This window comes from Paenibacillus sp. 01L418 (genome assembly GCF_056400045.1).
Window position 1 is genome coordinate 1 of record NZ_JBFTSN010000116.1, and the last position, 16,190, is coordinate 16,190.

Sequence of the window (16,190 nt, forward strand, 5' to 3'; positions counted from 1 at the left end):
CTGCACCTTGCAATGGTTCAGCGGCTATCTTATAACTATTTTGCAAAGCTATGATTGTCGATTGTCACAATAACATCTAAGCTGGACCAAAACGATCCTTTGGAAATATCGGGATTGAAGAAATAAACAGCATTCTCCACGTTATTTTTACCGTTGAGCGCATCTTTCGCTGCACGAAGTGAGCTTGCATTTGGCTTACTTTTATCTAAGAGTCCATTATGTGCTGGAGGAAACTGCTTGCCTGAATAAATGACGTCGCGTATCGTATCCGGAAACCGCTCATCCTTCACTCTGTTTAATATGACATTCGCTAATCCAAGCTGTCCTTCATAGGATTCATTGCCTGCTTCAACCATCGTAATCTTAGCAAGCAGCATATAATCCGCTTCCGTGAACGGTTTTGCTATTTGATCAACATTTGAAGGAATGATGACCTTGAGCTTTGTTCCCGGCTTGATCTTCGCCTTGCTATCGAGTCCATTCCATTTGAGCAGCTCTGATTTGGTGCTGCCAAACTCCTTGCTGATCTCATCCAAGCCGTACTCTTCTGTTATTACAGCAGGCTGTACTTTTATAAGTTCAATAACGTTTGATTCTGCATTCAATACCACATTAGCATGTAGCATTTCTGACAATTGGCGCAGAGGAGCATACAGCCTATTGTCCTTTAAAAATGGCACTGCATCCAACTTATAACGGGCTTCGTTAAAATATACGACTGGTACTCCATTTCCCAGCACGACTTTATCTTTTAATTCTGTATGTATTGTTACTTCTTCGTTTACATTATCCCAGCTCGACTTCGCACCGAACATATCAGCTATGCGGGCTACCGGAACAAACAATCTTCCTTCTGACACATAAAGCGGATCTGTTATCTTCACTATTTTCCCATTAAATTTTATCGTCCATTCATCCGCAGCAGCTGCATTCCCTGCATGGACACTCGACATAGGTCCGATACAAAGCAGAAACAAACCCAATATCATGGTGATTATAAGACCTCTAATCCGCTTGGCATCCCTGATCATGCGTACCTCCCAGTTAATTAAGTTGGTGTAAAATCCAACGTTCATCTTCTGGGCAAAATTATATCACAGTTTATTGCGACATTAGCATTAACATTTTCACAGAATTAACCACATTCGATACAAAAAAACAAAAAAATGAAAGCACTTACTTCATAATGATACAGGCAGGCGGTATAAAATCAGAAAGCCAAACGCCATTATTAGCTAAATAAAAGCTGCCGCCAAGAGATAATGCAAGCTCGGTGTTAATATGCAGGATGACGAGTTCTCCTCGCCTTTTTCCTGCAAGTGTTGCAAAATCAAGCGATTCTGAAAGATGAACATATTGTCTTCCCATTGGCTTTAAACCTTCGGCTAAAATAATATTCGAAACCTTAGTGTTCGTACCATGAAACAATAGGGCAGGGGGCTTCGCCTCTTTATAAGTTATTCTTTCAACGCTGTGCCCATAGTTTGCACGAATAAAGGCACCAACAATTTCATATCGCTGCTTCTTACAATGGCGGACGACTTGCTCAATAGCACTATTTTGAATGCTGCTCCATCTTGCTTCATTCCGAATGGAAGAAACGAAATCATCCAGTTTACAAAATCCCTCTTGGTCTAATGTAATGCCAAAAGCATCAGGAGAATGTCTTAAAATTTTACTCATGAACTTACTTAGAGATTCTTCTTGTTTTTCCGTTAACATTTTGTTATCCCTCCTTTTTTCGGAAATTTATGTTATTGGGACGTGCCCGTCTCACAAATGGAAAGTGCTTGCCGAATTGTCTCTGCAACAATATCCTCCGCAGTTTGGCCAGAAGTAAGCATCCTCGTTCCTTGACCAGCCCATAGGGACATATATTCTGAATTGTTTTGGCTGCTTGCAGCGTTTCTTATATCACGAGTCACGGTGTTTTGAGTAGGAAACGGAAGGGGCTCGATCCCGTTCTCTTCCCATTGCTTAACAAATGAATTACGTATGCCTCTAGCTGGTCGACCCGAGAAAGCTTTCGTAATAACTGTGCTCTCCTCTGTACTTTTCAGCAGAGCCTGCTTATAAACCTCATGCGCACCAGATTCTATCGCTGTAAGAAATCGCGTCCCCATTTGGACACCCTGTGCTCCTAAAATAAGAGACGCTACTAATCCTCGTCCATCCATAATGCCGCCCGCAGCAATGACTGGAATACTCACTCGATCTACAATTTGCGGTACCAAAGCAAATGTTCCTATATTTGCACCCAGCTGATGTTCGGTTATATCAAATGTTCCTCGATGTCCGCCCGCTTCGCTGCCTTGGGCAACTATCGCATCGCAGCCTGCTTGCTCCGCCAGAAGCGCTTCGTTCACCGTAGTTACCATCGCAACAACAAGAAGATTAGCCTCTTTAGCTTGCCGCAAGAAAGGCTCCGGAAGAATACCGAATGCTGTGCTGATGACAGGAACCTTCTCTTCGAGCAAAACAGCCATTTGTTGGTCAAAACGATCGGGAGTCGTCACATGTTCCGCACTCGCATGAGAAATTCCAAGCACATTCCGAACAAGATTTAACTCTCKCTGAACTTCTCCAATTCGAGTATTGTGATCCGAAGTTTGCATCGCAAATAGATTAACTGCAAAAGGCTTATCTGTCAGCTTGCGGATTTCATTAATCGTTTCTCGAATGGCAGCCGGCTCCATATATGCAGCACCAAGCGTTCCTAGTCCACCTGCATTCGATACTGCTGCTACCAATTTTGCAGTCGATGGCCCGCCAGCCATTCCAGCTAAAAAAAGCGGATAACGAATATTAAACAGTTGGCAAAGCTCAGTATGTAGATTTATATTCATGTTTTCTTCTCCAATTTGTTATGATTTATCGAATCATTAGAGTCAACCCATTTATTATTCTTATTCTCTTAAATTGTACACTTTTTATGATCTTAGATCGATTTTATCATATAAAAAAAACGCAGCCCAATCAGGCTGCGTTAAATCCTATCTTCGTTATTTATTCTAAGCCATGCTCATTCCGAATGTCATACAATCCTTGAATCAGCAGCTCCCCTGGATCCCGATTCAACTGCAAATGYGTTAGCAATAGATGCAAAGAAACAGCACATACGTTATTTCCATCTATGATTGCTGGAAAACCCACTTCAAAAATCGGACCGTGGTCTTCCTTCCAAGCCAGCCCCGCATGTACCGGTTCCGGAGCAAACTCTTCTGTTACAGCTTTTATACATTGCGGTACGAGTACTTTGTCTATGATCTCTTTAGCCTCATCTTCATTCGTAGCCGGTTTAGGAAGAGGCTTGCCACCTTCTGTCTCCATAAGATCGACGAAAAAAGAAGCCAACCATACGGCTGGATCATTATCCGATTGGAATCTAGCAATTAACTCACGCAGAAAAAATCCACACGAATAAACACTGCCCGATTCATCCTTCACATTAAATACAAAAACCGGGCCGTAATCTACGAAATTTGATACCTGTGCTTCAACCTCGTTAAAATGCATTTTTAAAGCTACAAGGCCATTATGGTGAACAGCCTTTATAAGCTCAGCCCATTTCTCCTCGGACATCGCAGCTTCCTTATTATTTACTTCCTCGTTAGTTGTCTCATTATTCGTTGTCATAGTCTCACCTGTCTCCTATCCTACTATCATCTCGTAAATCAGGCTATATTTAGCTATCTCGTAGGGTAACTCTTCTTGAATACGATTATAGAATGCCACAAATGCTACATCTATTATTATAGGCATGTGTCAATCAGACTAGCAAACACTAGACGATAGCAAATAGAGGATATTCAGCGGATTACTACAGAGGGAATGATGCAATTTTTAATCAGAGGCCATATATCACGAGGTTTGCTGACGATCTCGGAAGCTATGGAAACTATCAAATCCTTGGCCGGAATGCAAACAATAGCATTGCYTCCATCACCCATTGCCATATATGCATAATTCCCATCCTCTTCATGCAGCCACCACAAATAACCGTATTTGTTCGCATTCATTGCGATCGACTCATCATGCCACGTTTTGGAGATGAACTGTTTATCCTCCCAAATACCGTCATTTAAATATAGAAATCCAAAACGCGCCATGTCTCTGAGCGTTAGACAAAGTCCCCAACCCCCTGTCGAATTTCCGTTAGGGTCATGAATCCATCCTTTTAGGTTTTTCCCAAATACATCTTCGATACCAAACGATTTCATTTGGCGATCAGCAATGGTTTTCATCCCAATTGGCCCAAACAACTGCTCATTTGCAAACTCACGAGCGCTTTTACCTGTCGTGCGTGTCAAAATAACCGACAGCAGATGTGCACCCGCAGTACAATACTGAAACTCGCCTATTCGCCCTTTTTGTCCTAATAGGTCAAGCGTATATTTGGTCCAGTCCTTTTGCCTCCGCAGTCTGTCCAGCGGCTCCCGCACTCCCCCTCCTGGTTTCCATGTAAAAGGAAATGGCGCCGTCATCGTGAGAAGCTGCCGGATCGTTACCGCCCGTTTCTGAATGTCGCTGGCATCGGAAACATATTCGGGAAAGAAATCCAGTATCTTTTCGTCTACACTTTTGATAAATCCTTTGTCTATAGCGATGCCGATGAGGGCAGATATCACGCTTTTCGTTACCGAAGCTACATGATGGGTATCACTAGCGATAAAGCTGTTTTCATACTTTTCAAATGCGATATAACCCTTATGCACAACAACAATACCATTTAGATTGTTATATTGGGTTTTAATTAAATGATTAAGTTCGGAAAACTTCTCCGTGTCCATGCCAAGAGCTGCTGGCTCCCTCGTCCGCCACTCTGTTGTTGGCCAGTAATCTCTTTGCATTATAGATACCTCCCGGTTAAGGACTTTGGATTTCCTTTCAGCACATCGGGTGAACCTTCTGCAATAATATAACCTCCTTCTGGGCCGCCGCCAGGTCCAAGTTCTATCATCCAGTCGCAGGAAGCGAGAACAGCCGGGTTATGTTCAATGACGATTACTGAATTCCCATTTGCTATAAGCTCGTCTAACAATTCAATGAGCTTTGCGGTATCATACAGACTAAGACCAGTGGTAGGCTCATCCAGTATATACAGGGTATTCCCTTTCCGTCTTCGGCCAATCTCTTTAGCGAGTTTTATTCTTTGCGCTTCACCGCCGCTTAAAGTGGGAGTGGGCTGACCCAGTTTTAAGTATCCGAGCCCCATTCGATCCATTACTTTCAAAGCTGTCACAATCACCTTGTTACCTTCAAAGAAAACAACCGCTTCCGAGACGCTCAGTTCTAAGATGTCAAAAATATTTTTACCTTTGTATTCGACCGATAACGTGTCATGGTTAAACCTTTTCCCATAGCATGCTGTGCATGGTTTTTCTATTTTCAAATTGCCGCCCAGCCAGATTGCCGTATGTCCACTGCCGCAGCATTCCGAACAAGCACCTTTCGAGTTGAATGAGAAGTGGCCTGAAATAAAATTCTGATTCACGGCTGCCGGCTGTTTGGCAAACAGGCTGCGAATTTTATCCCAAATGCCTATATAAGATGCAGGATTGGAGCTCGAGCTCCTGCCTATAGGTGCCTGTGATATTTCGGCATAGCCACAAATATGCTCCAAGCCCTCCAGCCTATCCGCAACCATTTGAGTCATCAAGGCTTCTACCTCATTACCCATTTCGGTTTCTTCGTTGCCTTCCTGCTTATTACGAAAATGGTTTTTCAGGAGAGGGAGCAGCGTATTTGAAATCAGCGAGCTTTTACCGCTTCCCGACATACCTGCAATCCCGACCATTACACCTAAAGGAATAGCAGCTGTCACATTCTTGAGGTTGTTCGTTTTGGCATGTCGAATGGTTAGAACAGGTACCGTTTCAATACACGGATGTTTAGTTCTGGACGGCATGGTCATTTTGCCTGAAAGATATTGGCCAGTGATAGACTCCTTGCACTGGAGCAATCCTTCTAAATCACCCTCATATATAACCTCTCCACCTTCAATACCCGCCATGGGTCCTATGTCAATAATGTGCTCCGCTATTTTGATTGCATTACTATGGTGCTCTACAACAATCACCGTGTTGCCCAGGTCTTTGAGTTCTTGTATAAATTTTAAAACATCCAATTTTTCAAACTCATGCAGTCCTGCAGTAGGTTCGTCGAGAACATAGATCATCGAATCCATTTTTGCATCCAAATGTGAATGCAGAAATAATCGCTGTATTTCTCCACCACTCAAAGTTGGCATTTCTCTGTAAAGAGAAAGATGACCGAGACGTGCTTTAATCAAGTTATTCGTTTTAAGCAATATTTCTTGCAGCAAGTTTTTACCCATCATCGTGAACGTGTTTTGCTGGCGTAAATCTTCAAGTACTTCATTCACTTCTGAGATTGTCATCCGCCCAAGTTGACCAATATGCTTGCCATTTAACAGCACTTCTCGTGCCTCTTCACCCACTCTAAATCCATAGCAATCGGAACATACAATATTAGCATACACACCATTTAACGGTTCTCCTCTATGAAGGCGAGTATGAAATATGTTCGTTAAACAGGCGCTGCGTTTTTCAGAATTGCCGTTTGCATAATGCCCATAGATGATTTCTCCCCTTACTTCTTCTGGTAGCTGTAAGAAAGGAATAGCTAAATATGAATGGAACTTCCTTTGAAATAATCGCAAATAACCAGGAGTTAAGCCGACTCCATCAAGAACCTGCTCCAAAGTCATTCGACTATCTGATACAAGCTTTTCTAGGTCAACTTCAAAACACGATCCTCGCCCAGAGCACTTGATACACATTCCATGTGGAGAAAGGTTGGAAAAATAACTTGGCGACAATCGCTCCTCGCTATTCCCGCATTCTAAGCAGAATAGGTTGTCATTCACAGCTGTTCCGCAGGTGGAGCAACGGATTGACCCTTCTCCAGCATAGAGCAGTGCCAACCTATTCATAATATTGGTCTTTGAGCCTACGGTTGAGCGCGTGTTGCTTTGACGGATCGTATTTTGCTGCACTGCTATGGCTGGGCTTAAACCTTGTATACTGTCGAATTTGTCTTCATTATCAAGCCCAGCAACAATACCTAAGGATTGCAAGTATTGCTTGCGTCCTTCCTCAAAAATAATATCGAACACAAGGCTGGATTTGCCTGATCCGCTGACGCCAGTTGCTGCCACCAGCTTGTTTTTTGGAATTGAAATGTCTATGTTCTTGAGGTTATGCACTCGTGCCCCTTTTATCGTTATGGTTTTCTGCTCCATTTCATCGCCCCTTATTCTAGATTTGACTATGCAAGAGGTCCTACCGGCAAATAAATATCTACGACATGTTTTGTTTGTGGGTTTGAGTCTGGTTCGCTGACATATACTTCAAAACTTGAGGTGTCACGAGGAAGATAACCGCTTTGGGGCAGCCATTCGCCGCATAAATAGTCCCAAGCCTCACTATACTCATTTTGGTATATTTCAAAATGACCTACAGCGTATTTGCCGGAAGGTATAATCATGATTCCGACATCACTATCCCCTTTTTCGATGAATTGGGCAGCGCTGCTAGGGATTGTCACACAAAGGCTGGTTCTTCTATGATGATCCTCTGTAATTTCCGGATGATCATGATAGATCGTCAACACTTTTATGCTGCTCGAATCGATGAAGTTCCATTTGCTTAAATAAGCGAACAGCTGTCGCAGGAGTGATTCAAAAACAAGCTTTAATTGTCCATAGCTGCCAAGATGTCTCACATAGGCAACATTCATCTCGCCAATCGTCTCAATGGTTACCTTTCCTTTTACCTTATTTTCATCATCMTTTTTTGTCATTTTCAGCGTACTTTCATGATAAGGAGATATTTTTATMAAGTCTTTGCAATTCTTGCGATATTGATTTCTATAATAGCTCGGGCTTACACCATAATAATTTTTAAACGCCCGTGAAAAAATCGAAGTATCCGTAAAACCAAATCGATATGCTATTGCCGTAACTGTCATATCTGGCCGATGAATGAGAAAATTTAGTGCTTTCTCCAGCTTCACTCGGTTTACGTATTGCAGCAATGATTCATTCACGATCCCTTTAAAAATTTTATGAAAGTGATACTTTGAAAACCCGGCAATGGAAGCAAGCTCATCTAGTGAAAGAGAATCACATACATTTGCTTCTATATAATCCTGCACTTTATGAATGCGACGCAAATACTCTTTTTTACTTTGAGATATTGTCATATATGATCCCTCCGCACCTTCAGGAGCAACATTACTCCATTACAGAATACAGAATAACATATGTTAAAATATGTTTTTCCAAAAACGAATTGAATAATGTATTACATTTGTGTATTGTTCTGGCATCTGATGAAGTTTAGAATGAATAAAACTTCAAGAGAAGCGAGTGAGGACTAAAATGAAAATGTGGATTGAAAAATGGAAACACCTTTTAGGCATTCTTTCCATTCCTCTTCAGGGGTTTATTTATATGGGGATTGCCAGCAATATTGGACCAGACATTATTTTGGATTATTTTTGGATAGATACTTTAATTCCTTTTGTAAAATGGTTTATCTTCCCTTATATAAGCTGGATGCCCGTTTTATATCTAAGCTTTTTGTATCTAGCTATTAAACATCGCCGTATTTATTGGCGTACTCTATTGATCTATAATATTTCCGTCATGGCGTGCAATGTTGTTTTCTGGTTTTTTGCTACCCTTGTACCTCGGCCCGATGTTGATGGCGCTGACTTGGCGAGCAGGCTTGTTAATTTTATTTACGAGTCTGACGCACCCTTTAACTGTTTTCCAAGTGTCCACTGCTTAACGAGTTATTTGCTATTCATAACTTTGAAACGTGAATTAGTTGTCAAACTGTCTGTTAGAGTCTTTATGTACATTTTGTTGTGGCTTATTATCATTTCCACTGTCTTCACCAAGCAGCATGCACTCATTGATGTATTTGGGGGAATTCTCTTCGCTGAAGTGACATACCAGATTGTCCATTATATCTCATCTCGAAATCAGCGGCGTGACAAGCTGGCTACTACAAGTATGTAGCGATGGACTTATGATCATTACAAAGGGCTGGAAAGTAGAGGTAACAAAAGGGAGGACCATCTCAGAAATCAGAAGTGGTCTTAACTGGAAGACTTACATAATGGGGAGTGGGTTTCCTGCAAACTTGCTTCCTCCAAAAAAGACCGTTCCCCTATTATGTATAGGAAAACGGCCGTCGCTTAATTTACTACTTCTTCCCGTTCTCCCCAAGTCGTCACTCTGACGCTAACTAGAGGCTTCGGATCGCCTTCGAATTTACAACTGAATGATAGCGTCTGTCCACCCGTTCTTACGATTGGCGCATCGGCGGAAGCATGAATGGTTCTTAGCAGATTCCAGTTCTGATCGTAAACTTTACCGATTCTGTCACCTTCACAAACGAGATATTGATTCACGAAAATTTCTGTATCAAACGTCATATAAACACCGTTCGTATAAAAAGTTGGACGTTTAATCGAAGCATCATCGTTACCATATGAAGGAATGACACGCAGCGTAAATTTAAGCGGTTGATCCGCATATCGGTTGAAGTACGTCCAATCTGCTCCCCCTGGCTGACCTGGCTGCAGCTCCGCCGGGTTGCAAACGAGCGGTTTTGAGATATGGACAGGGTATAAATTCCACTTCCCTTCACCTGAAGCTTCCAAATGCCAGTCGCTTTTCGGGTCCTTCAACCGTTCCCGTTGTTCGGATGTGAAGGCGCCGGCTTGTCTTGCTGTCTCCCACTCGCGCACGGATGTGAATACCGACTCGATGTTACCGTTTCGCCCAAGCACCTGCATATCGGCAACTAAAGCAAAACCAGCGTTGAAACCTGCCGCTTTCGATAATACCCACTCTATTTCATCAGGTGACGTCGCTTCGAACTGATCGGAAGCAGAACGAACAAGAAACCATCCAAGCATTGACGGAATGAAGTTACGGGCAAAATACCGCTGGTTGGTAAGCCGCCATTCAAGCTGCCCTTCACGTGTTGCAGCACCCCAAGGCTCGCCCCAGTTGAACCTTGTGAATACATGCCACAAATAGTTCGGAACGACAATGCTAGCATCGTTAATAACTTCTTCTCCCCAGCCGTCATAACACATTTTCACAAAACGATTCACTCCGTACCCGTCATGACCTGTTGCATAGCAGCCTTCCAAACCATCAAATGATATTTGCTTCAAGCCCGTTTTCATAAATAGATCGTTGATGCGAACGCAATATTCGTCCTGCAGCTCAATGTTCGGGAAAAATACATCGTAAGGGTGATCCCATAGTCGACCTATAATCGTACCACTTTCATGCGTCGCGATGGTTGTTCCATTTGCTCCACGCTTAACGCCTGTCAGCTTCCAAGGCGCACTTTCTGTAACTCCATCATATTCTATTTGTTCACTTCCGATTTGTGCTGTATGCCGGAACAAATGTAGTTGAAACGGCGCGGGATCATCAACCTCGATACAATCTGCTTCTAAGTCAACCGTTGCAACTAATCGCGACATGCCTGCCATTTGCAGCCTTTCATCCGGCACTGGCGTTACATAGGAATCATTTAATGTCGTAAAGTTGGATAGTGTATGCACGCCGACATGAACACCCTCACCTTCTGCCATTGCCACAGAAGACTTTAAACCCTCATCCCCATTCGGGAAGCTTTTTGGCTTCAGAGTGAAATGTCCCCAATTGATGAATGGATCGGGATGATACACGTATTTGAGACCAGCCATTTTTGTAAAACGTACAGCTTCGGACATTGTAGATTCGGAGAAATCCGTAATCAGGTAGGATTGGTTTGCCATAGGCGATATTTTACCCCAGACCCCTTCGATCATAGGATGAGGCAGCCCTTCTCCAATCTCAATCGCTTCAATCGTCTCAAACACATGCTGTAACTCACAACCGAACAAAGCAATACTTGTTCCAACGATTGATGCGTCGTCCCCACTTATGGGCGCTACTTGAACAAGCGGTAAGTTCCATGCCGGACGACGAAAGCTCTTCAACCGATTTCTGGCAAATGCCTGCAGCAGGCTTCCTTCGCTTGTCGGCCATGCTGCGCAAACATCATACTCGAATTTACTATCGGATATTTGCGGACTGTCAGGATCCGGCTTTACGTTCCCGTTGTCCGAATAACTTTGCTGCACATTTTCCAATCGATCGAGCTCGATCGGCCACCCCCCGACAGTCTTGATGTTCAATGCCTGAAGGCCGATCGCGAATTGTCCATTATGAACGACACCAACCGATTCACCGATCGAACCGGCAACCGTTGTCATATACGGTCCCCATATGACCCCATCCACATCGGCGCCTTCAATACGCTGAATCTCAAATGTCGCATACTGCGATTCTTCTACAATTAATACATCGACCACAGCACCGGTATCTGCAAATTCAAATGTTATTAGCCCCAGTACCGCGTTCAAGGATGCCTTCGAAGGCACCTCCATTCGACCATCGATGACAATGCGAATAAGCACAGTAGTTTGTGTCATTGATGCATATGCATGATCTCTGCTATCGTTCATAGCTGTAATTTGACCTTTTTCGTTCAACTGCAACTTTAAGGCTCCAGCGTTTATGGTATACATAGTTCTCCTATCTCCCTGCTGCATAATTTTTCATTTAAGCGCATCCTTAGATCGATAACTAGCTTTTCAAAATGATTATGATTTTAAATTGTCGTCATATACTTGTTGCGCTTCGTTTAACACATCATCGCCGCCCATCTTTTTCCATTCAGCTACAAAACTATCGAATTCGCTCAGCGGTTTGCGACCCGTAATAAAATCTATAAAATTTTGCAGTGTATACTGTTTCAACTTATCTTGCGTTTCATTGTAGATGGGCTTGTTGAATGGTGCTAGAATATCAATATTTCTCGTTCCCTTGGCACGTGTATCCTTCGCAAGCTGACGCAGACTTTCTTCAGATGTATATGACGTTTGAAATTCGTAGTCATTGAACGAGCCTGCCATCGAGTAACCGCYAAGCCCTATTTTTTTGCGTTCTTTCTCGTCTGTATATGGAGCGATGAATTCAACCGTTCCTTTGTCACTCTTATTCCAATGGACACCTTTCTCTCCAAAGTTCATTTTTTCATAAATTTCCGGATCAAATTGGCTAGYTTCGAAAATTTGCATGTATTTAATCATTTTTTCCTGGTCTTTTTCTAAATGCTTACCGAACATAACACCCGATGCAAAGGCTGGGTTGTACTGTGATATGCCGTATTTCCCATCGGGTCCCTTAATTCCGCCTTCAATAGCAAAATTAAAGCCCGGGTACTTCTTAGCCAGCTTGTCATACCACTGTTCTCCACCAAGGAATGCGTTGCCCGGCAAGAACGCCCACCAATAATATTCAATCGCTCCTATTTTGTCCGTAAGCACTTTGTCTTCAACATTATTACCTTTATTAACGACAAATTCGGGATCAATCAATTCATTTTTATACCAACGGTTCAGAACTTCAAGCGCTTGCTTCGCGCCTGGTTCAATTTCTCCACGGACGATTACTCCATCTTTCTCACGGAATATATTAGGATAAGCATCATATGCGCCAAACACGGAGCTGAAAATAGATTCGATATTTTCACCTGCTGCAGTGATGCCATACGTATCTTTTTTACCATTGCCGTCAGGATCCTCGTTCCGGAATTTCGTCAATGCAGCTTCCATCTCATCAAGCGTTTCCGGTGTTTTTGTTATGCCTACTTTTTTCAACCAATCTTCACGAAAACCAAGCTGTATACCATCGATACCAATATCCCAGATGACCGGTAATCCATAGATTTTTCCATCTCTTCTTATATACTTAAATGGATCTTCCCCAAGGTAACGTTTTAGCCACTCCGTATATTTCGGCATATTTTGTTCAATTAATTGTTGCGGAATTTCAGCGGCAACATCCTGTTGGAGAAATTTATCGTAATCCGTAAACGATGGCTCTTTCCACCAATCTGGAATTTCCCCAGAGGATATGAGAAGGTTCAGTTTTTCTTTCATCGCTTCCCTGGTTGATGCAATACTTTCCAAATCGACGTTGTACTTCTCTTTCAGTGCATTTAATCCGACAGAGTCTGTCGTTTGATTCTCATCTAAATTCCAAAACATCAATTTCATTTTTTTATTCGTAGCTTCTCCATTAACTGCCGATTGTTTATTCCCATTATCAGTCTGATTACCCGAGGAATCATTTTTGCCGCATCCCGCCATGATCGACATCAGCAAGACTGTGGATAGCCCTCCTAGCAATATACGCTTTTTCATCATTTCAACCAGCCCTCTCTGTTTATGAAATATTATCTATTAGGGGGTTTACCCTTTAATAGCACCAATCATAACGCCTTTGACAAAATACTTTTGGATAAATGGATAAACGACCAGCATTGGAATGATCGAGAACATGACAACCGTGGCTTGCAGCTGTCGTCCCGAAAACTCTGTTGTTTTACCGATATTTTGAATGACGCTGTTAATATCCGCCATGTTGTTCTGGATAATAATTTTGCGTAAAACAATCTGCAGTACTTGCTTATTCGGATCTGAAATGTAGATCATGCTGTCAAACCATGCATTCCAGTGGCCCACACCTACCCATAAAGCAATCGTAGCTAGCACTGGCTTCGATAATGGTATGACGATCTGAGTAAAAATCCGCAAGTATCCTGCACCATCCACACGTGCCGACTCTTCCAGTTCTTCCGGAATCGAACGAAAAAAATTTCGCATAATCAACACGTTAAACGCACCAATCATACCTGGAATAACAAGCGACCAAATCGTATCAAGCATATTCAGTTCCTTAATAAGCAGATACGAAGGAATCGTCCCCCCAGCAAACAACATCGTGAACAAAATCATGCTTGTAAACGATCGGTTGAAGGGAAGGTCTTTTTTTGCTAATGGATAGGCGGTTATGGCTGTGAAAAATATAGATAATATAACACCCAGCGCGGTTCGAATAATCGTATTCCAGTATCCCGTCCATAGCGCATCGAACTTAAAGGCCAGCTTGTAGCTCTCGAACGTGAGCTGTGTCGGCAACCATATGAAGCCTGATGAATAAGCAGCACTGTCTGCTCCTGCGCCATCTAAAGAAATCACGACCTGCGTCCAAAAGGGATACAATGTGATAAAGATAATACCTGCCAGAATGAGATACAAAAAGACGTCGACTATTTTGTCTGCCGTTGATTTTTTTATGTTAATCATCGTTCTCGCTCCCTCGTCTAATTAAGAAAATTACCATATGGCATGCTCCTTGCCGCCGATCCATTTCACTATCTTATTTACGATAACGATCAGGATCAAAGCAACCACGGATTTGAACAATCCAACGGCCGTCGCGTAGCTATAGTTCATCTCAATTAAACCTTTACGATACACATAAGTATCGATTATGTCTGAAACGTTATACACTTTGACATTATACATATTGAATATTTGATCAAAACCCGCATCCAAAATACCGGACATTGATAGAATAAGCATAATGGCTATAACGGGCGCAAGCATCGGTATCGATATATAAACCATCCGTTTAAACCGGCCAGCTCCATCGAGTACAGCAGCTTCGTACAACTGCGGATCGATACTCGAAATGGCTGCGAAATAGATAATTGAACCCCATCCGAAGCCTTGAAAAATACTCGTCGCCACAAGTATGGTGCGGAAGTAACGATCATCCGCCAAGAATAACATCGGATCGCCGCCTAATAGTTTTACAATGCCATTGATAGGACCGTCCAAAGAAAACAACGTAAAAAATATCCCAGCCATGACAACCCATGATATAAAATGAGGTAAATAGGATACAGTCTGAGCTAACCTCTTGAATTTCATATTTGAAATTTCACTCAATAACAATGCAAAAATGATGGGTACCGGGAAACCAAACACCAGCTTGCTTAAACTGATAATTAGTGTATTTTTCAACACAGTGTAGAAATATGTGTCGTTCATGATCTTTTCGAAATGATGAAGTCCAGCCCATGGACTTCCGATGATGCCCTGTGTAATTTTAAAATCTTTGAATGCCAACAATACGCCGTACATGGGGAGATAATGAAATAGAATGTAATAGACAACTGCCGGAATCATCATAATCAGCAGCACACGGTATTGTTTATATTTTTTTATCTTCTCCCTCCTCAGCACCTGTTTCGTGCTAATTGCCCTAATCGTATCGCTCATTGCTTTATTCCCTCCTTTTTGTAAGCGGTTCCATTGTGCTAAAGAGAATATAACATAGGAAACTTATTTAATAATTATCAAATATTTTAGAAATGATGCAGTTTATTACGGAGTTAAAAAAACCCGTCCGGCTAGCCGGCGGGCGAAGTTGAATTTGGGAGAATAAGTTGTTTATACTGTGGAACTATACAAGCTTTGTGGAATAACGATGGTCATAACTGTACCATAGCCAAGTCGACTTTGGATGGAGATGCCGTATTTAGTGCCGAACCGCAGTTGCAGACGCTCGTTGACATTTTTGAGGCCATATCCTGTCGATTGCATCGTAAGTATCGTATCGATCGTCTCCTTCTCCATACCTGGACCGTTGTCTTCAATCGCGAAATTGACCGTCCCTTTACCAAGCCAGGCACTAACATACAGTAGACCCTTTCCATTATTTTTCTGTTTGATACCATGCTTGATCGCATTTTCTGCGAGCGGTTGAAGAATTAAATTTATTGTTGAATACTCGTTAACCTCCTCATCGATCTTATAAACCACATCGAAGCTATAATCACCCATAACCTGAATAATCTCAATATAGGATTTGATATTCTCTAATTCGTTACGCACAGTAATAATATTATTGCCTTGATTAAGAGCCGTTCGATAAAATTTCGACATAGATGTAACGACATGACTAATTTCCGGCGCATCGTTTTTGAGCGCTTTCCAATTGATGAATGAGAGCGTATTGTATAGAAAGTGAGGATTGATTTGCGATTGCAGCGCTTTCAGCTCGGCCTCTTTCTGAATGATTTTACTTCGATAGGTTTCATCGATCTGTTCATTAAGCCGATTAAGCATCTTGCCGAACCGATTGGTCAGTTCGCCGATTTCATCCCTGGCCTCACTTTGAACCTGTAGATCCAATTCTCCCCATTCGACCCGCTTCATTATCGCATTAAGTGAGA

At 42.4% G+C, this 16,190-nt stretch carries 13 protein-coding genes; 1 reads left to right on the forward strand and 12 read right to left on the reverse strand.

Annotated elements, in window-relative coordinates; all coding sequences use genetic code 11:
* Nucleotides 1-35: 35 nt before the first annotated feature.
* The 7 genes from AC1DSE_RS15900 to AC1DSE_RS15930 form a co-directional block, all read right to left on the reverse strand.
* On the reverse strand, nt 36-1,031 hold the full coding sequence (locus AC1DSE_RS15900) for a cell wall hydrolase (protein WP_477511956.1): 996 nt from the start codon (nt 1,029-1,031) through the stop codon (nt 36-38).
* 145 nt (nt 1,032-1,176) lie between these two features.
* Nucleotides 1,177-1,722: an RNA 2'-phosphotransferase gene (locus AC1DSE_RS15905; protein WP_477511957.1), complete on the reverse strand. Its 546-nt coding sequence runs from the start codon at nt 1,720-1,722 to the stop codon at nt 1,177-1,179.
* A 32-nt stretch (nt 1,723-1,754) separates the two neighbouring features.
* Entirely contained in the window at nt 1,755-2,846 is a 1,092-nt protein-coding gene (locus tag AC1DSE_RS15910) for an NAD(P)H-dependent flavin oxidoreductase (protein WP_477511958.1), read from the reverse strand.
* A 160-nt stretch (nt 2,847-3,006) separates the two neighbouring features.
* On the reverse strand, nt 3,007-3,636 hold the full coding sequence (locus AC1DSE_RS15915) for a hypothetical protein (RefSeq protein WP_477511959.1): 630 nt from the start codon (nt 3,634-3,636) through the stop codon (nt 3,007-3,009).
* Nucleotides 3,637-3,809: 173 nt separating this feature from the next.
* Complete coding sequence (locus AC1DSE_RS15920; protein WP_477527877.1) at nt 3,810-4,850, reverse strand: serine hydrolase domain-containing protein; 1,041 nt, start codon at nt 4,848-4,850, stop codon at nt 3,810-3,812.
* Nucleotides 4,850-7,264 carry an excinuclease ABC subunit UvrA gene (locus AC1DSE_RS15925; RefSeq protein ID WP_477527878.1) on the reverse strand — a complete coding sequence of 805 codons (2,415 nt, stop codon included), beginning with the start codon at nt 7,262-7,264 and terminating at the stop codon, nt 4,850-4,852. Before AC1DSE_RS15925 ends, AC1DSE_RS15920 begins: the two co-directional genes overlap by 1 nt.
* 26 nt (nt 7,265-7,290) lie before the next feature.
* Nucleotides 7,291-8,226 (reverse strand): AraC family transcriptional regulator, encoded by a 936-nt coding sequence (locus AC1DSE_RS15930; protein ID WP_477527879.1) that lies wholly within the window; start codon nt 8,224-8,226, stop codon nt 7,291-7,293.
* A 178-nt stretch (nt 8,227-8,404) separates the two neighbouring features.
* Here AC1DSE_RS15930 and AC1DSE_RS15935 point away from each other — a divergent pair, with 178 nt between their 5' ends.
* Nucleotides 8,405-9,049 (forward strand): phosphatase PAP2 family protein, encoded by a 645-nt coding sequence (locus AC1DSE_RS15935; RefSeq protein ID WP_441880905.1) that lies wholly within the window; start codon nt 8,405-8,407, stop codon nt 9,047-9,049.
* A gap of 179 nt (nt 9,050-9,228) precedes the next feature.
* On the opposite strand, the gene AC1DSE_RS15940 is transcribed toward AC1DSE_RS15935, so the two are convergent.
* The 5 genes from AC1DSE_RS15940 to AC1DSE_RS15960 all read right to left on the reverse strand — a co-directional run.
* Nucleotides 9,229-11,628 carry a hypothetical protein gene (locus AC1DSE_RS15940; RefSeq protein WP_477527880.1) on the reverse strand — a complete coding sequence of 800 codons (2,400 nt, stop codon included), beginning with the start codon at nt 11,626-11,628 and terminating at the stop codon, nt 9,229-9,231.
* A gap of 75 nt (nt 11,629-11,703) precedes the next feature.
* A complete protein-coding gene (locus AC1DSE_RS15945; protein ID WP_477527881.1) occupies nt 11,704-13,311 on the reverse strand; it encodes an extracellular solute-binding protein in 1,608 nt (535 codons plus the stop codon).
* 45 nt (nt 13,312-13,356) lie between these two features.
* Nucleotides 13,357-14,253 carry a carbohydrate ABC transporter permease gene (locus AC1DSE_RS15950; protein ID WP_076271526.1) on the reverse strand — a complete coding sequence of 299 codons (897 nt, stop codon included), beginning with the start codon at nt 14,251-14,253 and terminating at the stop codon, nt 13,357-13,359.
* A gap of 30 nt (nt 14,254-14,283) precedes the next feature.
* On the reverse strand, nt 14,284-15,234 hold the full coding sequence (locus AC1DSE_RS15955) for an ABC transporter permease (RefSeq protein ID WP_339203897.1): 951 nt from the start codon (nt 15,232-15,234) through the stop codon (nt 14,284-14,286).
* A gap of 171 nt (nt 15,235-15,405) precedes the next feature.
* Nucleotides 15,406-16,190 (reverse strand): sensor histidine kinase (locus AC1DSE_RS15960; protein WP_477527882.1); only part of this gene is annotated, 785 nt, incomplete at its 5' end.